The organism is Bacillus sp. DJP31 (assembly GCF_049310945.1).
Taxonomy (GTDB): Bacteria; Bacillota; Bacilli; order Bacillales; family SA4; genus Bacillus_BS.
The window spans coordinates 1-9,175 of sequence record NZ_JBMERO010000049.1 but is presented as its reverse complement, the minus strand read 5'-3'; the positions used below and the strand labels follow the sequence as shown (position 1 = coordinate 9,175).

Sequence of the window (9,175 nt, the reverse complement as noted above, 5' to 3'; positions counted from 1 at the left end):
TTCCTCTACATAGTTTATTTTTAACAAACGAAATATCTTTGCATAGTAACTTACTAATTTCGATATAAGAATAGTCATGAAAGTAATAAAGGGATAAGGTTTGTTTGTAATCCATCGGCAAAGAGTCGATATGTTGATAAAGTTGTTCTTTATCAAACTTTTCCACTACTTCTTTTTCTACTGTATCATTCGTTGAATATCGCAATTCTTCAGGGTTATCTTTTAATACGGTAACTTTTACAACCTTGCTACGAAGATAATCAATACATTGATTACACGTAATTTTGTATACCCAAGTTTTTATCTTAGACTTATCCTCGAACGAATCCAATTTTAAAAAAATCTTTACATATACTTCTTGCATAATATCATCTACAACCATCCAATTTCGAACATATCTAAAGGCTACATATCGCAATTCGGATTCATAATTGATAATAATTTGTTCTAGTTTCTGTTCCTCCATTTTTCCCACCCTACCGTATATGATCCGAAGTCATACCTTTTTCAACCTTCACCCAGCATCTTGGATATCAAAAAAATATAAGCGGTAATCCTTTTGATTAGCTTTTTGATTTTTCACCTTTAGTTTTCCTTCATATAATGACTCTTCTGTATTTAAATCACGGATAGAAAGGGTATGTCCGTCTCTAGTTGAACTGATTATATATATTTTTCCATTTAGTTGTTTCATATAAGGTGCATCGACTTCTTTCCCAGAAAAAACGACATCAACTACCTGTTTTTCGCCCCATTTCTCAGCTTCAATATCATATTGAGTAACTTCTAATCCATTTGGGGTCTGAGATGGAATGTAAAGCGTAGACTCAAAGATTGAATACGAATCACTGCTGAATCCAAGTTCTTCCTCATCCATACCAATTTTCTTCGTCTGATTATTTTCTATATCATATACCATGACATCATTGGCGACTAGAGTAGGTTCACCCTTGCCTTCAAAATGTTCATACGCATAAGAAACCTCTGCTTTAAATAAAATATATTTTTCCGGCTGACTCGAATAATAATCATTCAAAATTCGAATATCTGCCATTCCATTCTCAACTGCTGGAGTAGAGTAAATGATTTCATCATTTACTACCTTTTGATCTTCTACGTCGATCGTATAGACATTCAAATCTTGTACACCACTTGTTCTTCTATAGCCTCTCGCGATTACTTTCAAGTTGCCATCCACGATTTGGATATCAACAACATCCACCCAGCCGTAGTTTTCCTTTTTAGGTATATCTAACCGCATTGAGGTAGATTTTTTTGATTCTTTATCTAAAACATCAATATCGAAAAAGGAATCTAGGGATGATCCATTTATTCCCTTCCTTTCAACACTGACATACGCTACCAGATTTTCATCTTCATAAAAGTTATTTAGGAGTAAATCCTTCCCTCGCATAAATTTTCCGTACTTTTCAATTAATTGCTTATAAGCAGCCACCGTGTTAGATCCAGTAAATTGCTGCACCAAGGATTGATTAGTTAGATTCTTTGTTTCTTTATCTGAAATGAGTAAGGATTGATGCACTTCATCAACCACAAAATCAGCGTTTAAAGTTACATTTTTCACTTCATTTTCATTGCCACTTATTTTTTCAAATTCAATGATTATATTCTCAGCGGCTAAACTAGATTGAATGTAAAAAGCTCCAATCACGATTACTGTAACGAGACAGATCGTGATGATTTTCCAATATCTTTTCATTTATGTAACCTCCTATCATACTCTTATTTTTTTATTTATGAGGTAATTACCAATCGAAATGGCACCTGCCCAAGCAAGCAATCCTGCTCCCACTTCCAAATAAAACAGTTCGATTGGATAAAAGTAATTCCCCAAAACGAATTCATTCACTAACACTGGAGCTAAAATGAGTAAAAGCGAAACAGCACAATAGACAATTCCGAAGATAATCCCTTTCAAACCAAAAGAACGTTCAAATAAAATAGCCGTAAAAACAATACATACAGCTGCCATTCCAGCACCATAATAAAGAATAAAGTCAGTAAATGTTTGAGGAACCAATATATTCAATAAATAGAGATTGGTAATTTCGGTCACAGAGATATCAGTATAAAACTCAGCTGGAATCATCCATTGTAAAACTTGAGTTTCAACTGGTATTAATACTAATTGCCATGCAACGAGCCCTAAAACAAAGAGGAAAATCGTAGTAGCCTTTGCCAAATAAACATTGATTCGTGCTGTTGGTAACACTAACAGACGATAACTAAACGTGTTCTTTCCAAGCCAATCACGATACCAAATAAAGAACACATAAATGAGTAATGTAACACCACAAAGCACAATCGGCCCCAAAAACCAGCCAGTCTGTGAAAAGTTTAAAAAGGACATTTTTCCATATTGTTCGATAAATTCCCTTTTCGATAGTAATTCCTCATAAATGGCGTTGTTTGCTCGGCCCACATATTTTCGTGATTCAAGCATAACTCCAATCACCTGTATAAGTAGCGTAATCCCAGTTAAAACCATATATAATTTTAAAAAACGAGTAAACTCGAAATTGACTAACTTCAAATAACGATTCATGCTTTATACACCTCTCTCATGACATCAATGACCGATTTCCCTTCATTCTCTCTGACTTCTTCTGTATCGAATTCTTTTAATACGACACCATTATCTAGCAAAACTACTTTATCAATTAAATGCTCGATATCATTAATCTCATGTGTTGTAATGATAACACCACGATTCTCAATTAGATGACTTGTAAATACTTCAGCAATCTGTTCTCGACTAAATATATCAATCCCTGAAAAGGGCTCATCCATTAAGACATAATCTACATCCAGTGCTAGTCCAAGTATAAGGTTTACTTTTGCGGTATTTCCTTTCGATAGTTCAGAAATTAGGTCGGTTTCTTTTAGTCTAAAAAATTGGAGAAGTTCATTCGCACGTTTTTGATTCCAACTGTCGTAAAAATCAGCCATAAACGTAAAAGCCTCATTTATTTTCATTTGAGGCAGCATGGTAATGGTGTCAGGTATAAACGTAACTTTTTCATAGCTGCCTTTATGAATTTTTTCTTCATTAATGAGAATTTCTCCGCTATCAATCGGGGTTAATGCCATAATCGCTTTCATAATGGTCGTTTTTCCAACACCGTTGATGCCAATTAAACAAGTAATTTTTCCTTTTTCAGCAGTAAATGATACACCATTTAACACCGTCTTCCTGCCAAACTTCTTTGTTACATCCTTTACTTCAATCACACAAAATCCCCCTATTCATTACTTTCCTTTTCATATTCTTTATTCACAACATTCAAAGCCTCGTTTAAAGGTACATTGATGGACCGAACGGAATGAATAAACGTAGTAACTGCCTCCAAAATCATTTCCTCTCGCACCATTTGCAATACTTTCTCATCTTTCGTAATCCGACTAGGTAAATTTCCTTCCGTAAAGATCAACCCTTGTTCCTCCATTTCTTTATACGCACGCTGCGCCGTATTCGGATTTATCTTCAATCGATTAGCTAGATCTCTTCTTGACGGAATCTCCTGACCTGGTTCAAAGAATCCTTTAGCAATTTGTTCTTTAAAATACTGAATGACCTGCACGTACACAGGATCCCGATTATTAAACTTTACATCCATAGACCCAACTCCTAAAAAAACAATTTCCCTCTTATGTATTAAGAGGTCAATACACTGTTTGTAAAAAAATATGCTTTTATATAACTCAACTAAAAGATACAGGCATTTCTAATAACTGTATTAAGCGCGTAATACATATTCGATATAAAACACTTCTGTATCACTCGATTAATACACCTTATATTTTGTATTATATGCTTAATACACTTCCAATGTCAATATCAATATTAATCAAAAAGAAGCACAGGGACGGTTCCCGAAGCACAGGGACGGTTCCCGTGCTTCTCCTAATGCTCAATCAACGGTTTGATGAAATCGACAACGCCGTTAGACGTATTACATTGCCAGGGCGTAGCTGTACTTTCAGAAAATCACCGGTAACGCCGTCAAAAGCAACTAATGGAGGGAAACCGACCGTTCCATAATGGGCATTGTAAGCTTTTGATTCTTGATTACTTTAGGTATCTGCATGCGTAGAATCCAAATCAAAAATGATTGCTTTGGATTTTCTATGATGATGTACTTTATCGAGTAGTTCTTGACTCGCCTGTTGTAATTGTGCAATCGATTTTGGGTCAAACCGTTCCCAAAAACGAGAGAGACTCGGTTGAGAAGCTAACGCAGGTGTGCTAAGAATTTGAGTGAAAACAGGATCTTCCATCAATTGATCTTCTGCGTCATCTTCGGCATACCCACCAATCATCTAATACATCTTTTGTCTAAGTAGCTTTTCAATGATATAGGCATTCGTAGCCTATCTTGAAATAATCCAGGATATTGAATGTTTTTTTAAAAAATAAACTGATTATCCCACTAGATCAGAATAAGTAGTCGTGCTGGTGTTTTTCTTTAAGCTCTTTCTCTAAAAAGTGGTCAAGCAACCCTTAAATAAATGAGTTGATTGGAACAGTTGGTGCTAGGGCACCTGCTTAGAGAAGTGGGACAGGTGAGACTCACGCAAGGCGCAAAGCGCCGAGGAGGCTCACCGCCCCCCCCCCCCCCGGGGAATGGTGCATCCTCTCGTTACAATCAACCCTTATTCTAAAAAGCAACAAAGTTTTTCGAAAACAGATTTTCTACAGAAAATCCCAAATAGGTCGGAGAATGTCGTTCTGAGTTAAAGGGATAGTCATTAACAATAAAACAAAGGAGATAAATTGAATTCAACTGAGTTTTCCTATGTATTTTTATCACTCACTTCCACATTTCCCTCTTTCAATTTTCTTGGTAATAGGACTGGTCTTCCACTCATAATTGACCAAATAAAAATCGGTGAAAGAATATTAAAACCAAGAACAACAATAACAACAGTCCATACAAACCAACTGGCATTTAAGATATATTCGTATATCCAAGTATGATATAGATTCATCGACCGTCCTCCTCTCTTCCCTTTTTATACCACTGAGGTAAATGTTATACATTTTTTTCGCATAAATCATTCTAGTTATGGCTATAAAGGTAACAGTGTTAGTGTGAAGAGGTGCAACATGGTAGAAAAAAAGAACTTATTGAATCAAACATTTTCTACAAGCATCGATGAAAATGAATCTAAGATAAATGCTATTCTTGAGAATAGTGTTGACTTAATTAAAAGAAGAATTACTTTTCATGAGCATAAAAATATTCGTGGCCTCTGTTTCTACACAGATGGTCTTGTTAATACACAGTTAATTGAAAAAGCAATAGAAGCTCTACAATATGAAGGAAACGAGCTTTTACATAGAACCGGTATTAAGGAAGAAAACCTGGAAGATTTAATTACAAAGCATATTTTAATAAACTCTTCGTTTGAAAATATTCCTAAAGTAGATAAGGCAATAGATGCGATTTTATCTGGTGGTACGATTTTTTTTATAGAGGGCTGTAGTAAAGCCTTCCATGTCCAGACAAAAGGATGGGAATCTCGTAGCATAGATGAACCCCAAACTGAACAAGTTGTACGAGGGCCAAGGGATGGTTTCACGGAAAATATTCGGACAAATACAGCACTAGTAAGAAGGAGAATTCGCGATCCGTTATTTCGAATTGAAGCCATGCAAATTGGTGAACGAACAAAAACGGATGTTAATATCGGATACATAAAGGGGACTGTGAAAGATGGATTAGTAGAAGAAGTAAAAAAAAGACTTGAAAGGATTAAAATAGATGGCATTTTAGAAAGTGGGTATATTGAAGAGTTAATTGAAGATACTCCACGTTCCCCGTTTACTACAATAATGAGCACAGAGCGTCCCGATAAAGTAGCAGCTGCTATATTAGAAGGAAGAGTTGTTATTTTTGTTGATAACACTCCCTTTGCTTTAATTGTACCTACCTATTTTTGGCAATTATTACAGGCAAGTGATGATTACTATGTCAAGTATACGGCCGGTAGTTTCTTTAGAGTAGTACGTTATTTCGCCTTTATCATCAGCCTAACGTTAACGTCCCTTTATGTCATGCTTGCAAGTTTTCATCAAGAAATGATACCTACATCGCTTGCACTGACGATTGCTGCAGGTCGAGAGACTGTTCCATTTCCTGTTTTATTAGAAGCATTGATTATGGAGTTTTCCTTTGAAATAATGAGAGAGGCTGGATTAAGAATGCCTAAACCAGTAGGTCAAGCAGTTAGTATTGTCGGTTCATTGGTTATAGGACAAGCTGCCGTCCAAGCAGGTGTGGCATCTCCATTTATGGTTATAATTGTTGCAATCACGGGGATTTCTTCCTTCGTTATTCCTAATTACTCGGCTTCTTATTCTATTCGATTGATTCGGATTCCTTTGCTCTTAGCATCAGGTACCTTAGGATTACTAGGATTTGCAACAATGTTTGCTTTAATAGCAATTCATGCATTGACCCTACGTTCTTTTGGAGAATCATATTTAGCTCCTGCTAGTCCTTTTCAACCATCTGATCAAAAGGATACTATTCTCCGTTTCCCTTGGTGGAAAATGAACAAAAAGCCACAGCTTGCTGATGGAGATCCCTATCGTGAAGGTGAGAACCAAATGCCAAAACCACCGAACAAACTTTCAAGTGATTCTGAAGAAAAAGAGAAGGCCTAAGACTCCCATGTTTACAATGAGAATGGTCTCTCACGATTTGAGAGGTACGGTAAAAAACGAGGAGATGATAATCAATAATGAGAAAAGCTAGATTCTTATTCATGATGATACTTTTTCTTCTCGTTCTAACTAGCTGTGTTGGAAAACGTGAAATTAATGATCTTTCTCTGGTGATGGCAGTAGGTTTAGATAAAGGGTCTGAAGATGGAAAAATAAAGGTAACCGTTCAAATCGCCCGTCCAGGAGATGCTAGAGGACAAACCGGGGCACCTACTGGTCAGACTGGTGAGCCTATATGGTCAGTTGAAGCCGAAGGTGAAACTATATTTGAAGCAATCAGAAATCTCTCTAGTTTTACTTCAAGAAGAATTTTTTGGGCTCATAACTTTATCATCGTCATAAATGAAGAGCTAGCTAAGGAAGGAATTGCTGAAATCATTGACTTCTTTACAAGAAATCCCGAACTGCGAATGAAAACTTACGTTGTCGTTTCACCTGAAAATGCTGGAGAAGTTGTTTCAACGATTACTGGTATTGAGGTAATCCCTGGGGAAACATTATTCAAATTATTTCGCTATAGTAGGCTTTCTGGTTTTGCTCCAAAGACCCAGATGATGGACCTTCAAGCTGCTTACCTAAACGAAAGTAGTCAACCTGTTCTAGCTAGGGTTAAATTAAAAAAATCTGAAATCTCGAATAAAGAGCCTGGTAAAGGCCCAACCATAAAACAAGTTGAGTTAGCAGGCGCCGGAATATTTATAGACGATAAATTGGTAGGGATTCTCGAGCCTAAAGAAACAAAAGGTATGCTTTATTTTAGGGAACAGTTAGAATCTGTTGTTCTAACCGTTCCTTGCCCAAGTGATAATGAAAAAAGTTTAAGCGTGGAAATGAGAAATGAAAACTTTGACGTGGAGCCTCTATATAAGAATAATACAATTAGTTTTCAAGCAAAGATAACTTCTTATGCACGTGTTGTTGACGCTGGTTGTCCTTTTAGTATCAGGAATCAAGAAGAGGTTAAGCAATTAGAACATGTAATTGAAAACGAATTAAAAACTGATATAAGCCAAACCATTAATAAACTTCAGAAAGAGTATAAATCAGATGTATTGGAACTAGGTAAAGTTTTTCAAAACCAATATCCATACGAATGGAAGCAACTATCTGGCGAGTGGGAAAATGTATTCCCGACCGTAACAATTAATATTAGTGCTGATGCACATGTCATTCATGGCTCTTTACTTATAGAAGAAACGAAATCGGGAAAAAAGGAGAAATTAATCGAGTAATGAAGGTGCAAATAACAAATGGAATGTTTATGGCGTTAATCATTAATATGATCTATCCAAAGGCAATTGGTTTAACACAAGGGTCAATGGCGAGAGAGGTAGGAGGGGACATTTGGATATCGACTTTCATTGCCGTTATCCAAGGTATAGTTATCATGTATTTAGTTGTGTTTGTTATCATGAGATACCCTAATGGTGACTTAATAGATCAATCCAGTCTACTACTTGGGAAGTATTTCGGAAAGTTTATTGCTTTATTTATCTTCCTGTTTTTCTTAGGGGCATATGGTTCAATAATGGCGACACTTGTATACCACCTAAAAGATTACTTCTTGCCAGATGCTCCAATTCTTCTCTTTATTTTTGTTGCATTTCTTCTAGGTGCATATGCAATCCATTTTGGAGTTGAAGTAATTGCAAGGATGGCGTTAATAGGTGTCTTTTCAATCATCATATTAAACATCCTTTTATTGATGGGGTCAATTGGAGAATTTGATATTAGGGAATTACAACCAACATTTCAATCTGGATTCTTGGAAGCAACCTGGGCAAGTAGGCATCATAATACCGATTGGGCATTGGCCACAATGATGGCGACAATCATCCTTCCCCTTGTAAAAGAAAACAAGTCCTGGAAAATGTCAACGTTTGCTTCGATTGTATATAGTGGCTTATTCATCCTTATGTGGCCTATCATTGAAGTTGGGGTTCTCACACCCGAAGTTGTTGCGCAGTATATTATTTCTTGTATGCAAATGGCTAGAAGTGCAGAGATTGGCTTATTTATTCATCGCTACGAAATGATTATGATTGCATTTTTTGCTACTTCGGCCCTAATCCAAATAATGATCTCGCTATTGTGTTCTTCTGTAGCTTTACAGAAAATAATTGGGCTTAAAGATTACCGGCCTGTAATCATACCTACCTGCCTTATCCTAAGTGGATTCGGGTATTGGGTCGTTTTTGATCATCATAGGGCAGTGTATTTTATTGAAAACACATGGGTCATCCTTTCTTTAAGCATTGCAGTCGGGCTTCCCCTACTCTTATTGGTACTAGGTTGGGTTTTTAAAAAGAAATTAAACCAAAAAAAATCAGAAAAAGAAACTGAATTACAAACAAATAGTAACTAACAATTTGCCTACTCCTACTAGTTTAACAAAATAAAGAACATCTCAAAAAAGGAAGCACA

9 protein-coding genes and 1 pseudogene are annotated in these 9,175 nt (G+C 36.2%); 3 read left to right on the top strand and 7 right to left on the bottom strand.

Annotation, left to right across the window (positions count from 1 at the left end; genetic code table 11):
- From ACOI1C_RS21610 to ACOI1C_RS21580, 7 genes and pseudogenes are all read right to left on the bottom strand, one after another.
- On the bottom strand, window positions 1-466 hold a 466-nt coding region (locus ACOI1C_RS21610), incomplete at its 3' end, for an RNA polymerase sigma factor (protein ID WP_422512660.1).
- Between the two features lie 48 nt (window positions 467-514).
- On the bottom strand, window positions 515-1,720 hold the full coding sequence (locus tag ACOI1C_RS21605) for a hypothetical protein (RefSeq protein ID WP_422512659.1): 1,206 nt from the start codon (window positions 1,718-1,720) through the stop codon (window positions 515-517).
- 15 nt (window positions 1,721-1,735) lie between these two features.
- Window positions 1,736-2,566 carry a hypothetical protein gene (locus ACOI1C_RS21600; protein ID WP_422512658.1) on the bottom strand — a complete coding sequence of 277 codons (831 nt, stop codon included), beginning with the start codon at window positions 2,564-2,566 and terminating at the stop codon, window positions 1,736-1,738.
- Window positions 2,563-3,252, bottom strand: a complete 690-nt coding sequence (locus ACOI1C_RS21595; protein ID WP_422512657.1) for an ABC transporter ATP-binding protein — start codon at window positions 3,250-3,252, stop codon at window positions 2,563-2,565. The genes ACOI1C_RS21600 and ACOI1C_RS21595 overlap by 4 nt, the downstream gene beginning before the upstream one ends.
- 11 nt (window positions 3,253-3,263) lie before the next feature.
- A complete protein-coding gene (locus ACOI1C_RS21590; protein WP_422512655.1) occupies window positions 3,264-3,638 on the bottom strand; it encodes a GntR family transcriptional regulator in 375 nt (124 codons plus the stop codon).
- Window positions 3,639-3,928: 290 nt separating this feature from the next.
- A pseudogene (locus tag ACOI1C_RS21585) lies at window positions 3,929-4,371 on the bottom strand (transposase); the annotation flags it as partial.
- Window positions 4,372-4,815: 444 nt separating this feature from the next.
- Window positions 4,816-5,010: a hypothetical protein gene (locus ACOI1C_RS21580; protein ID WP_422512654.1), complete on the bottom strand. Its 195-nt coding sequence runs from the start codon at window positions 5,008-5,010 to the stop codon at window positions 4,816-4,818.
- A 118-nt stretch (window positions 5,011-5,128) separates the two neighbouring features.
- On the opposite strand from ACOI1C_RS21580, the gene ACOI1C_RS21575 reads away from it, so the two are divergent.
- The 3 genes from ACOI1C_RS21575 (at window position 5,129) to ACOI1C_RS21565 (ending at window position 9,116) form a co-directional block, all read left to right on the top strand.
- Window positions 5,129-6,691, top strand: coding sequence for a spore germination protein (locus ACOI1C_RS21575; protein WP_422512653.1), 1,563 nt, complete (start codon window positions 5,129-5,131; stop codon window positions 6,689-6,691).
- Window positions 6,692-6,768: 77 nt separating this feature from the next.
- Entirely contained in the window at window positions 6,769-7,983 is a 1,215-nt protein-coding gene (locus ACOI1C_RS21570; RefSeq protein ID WP_422512651.1) for a Ger(x)C family spore germination protein, read from the top strand.
- Complete coding sequence (locus tag ACOI1C_RS21565; protein ID WP_422512650.1) at window positions 7,983-9,116, top strand: GerAB/ArcD/ProY family transporter; 1,134 nt, start codon at window positions 7,983-7,985, stop codon at window positions 9,114-9,116. The genes ACOI1C_RS21570 and ACOI1C_RS21565 overlap by 1 nt, the downstream gene beginning before the upstream one ends.
- The last annotated feature ends 59 nt before the right edge of the window (window positions 9,117-9,175 follow it).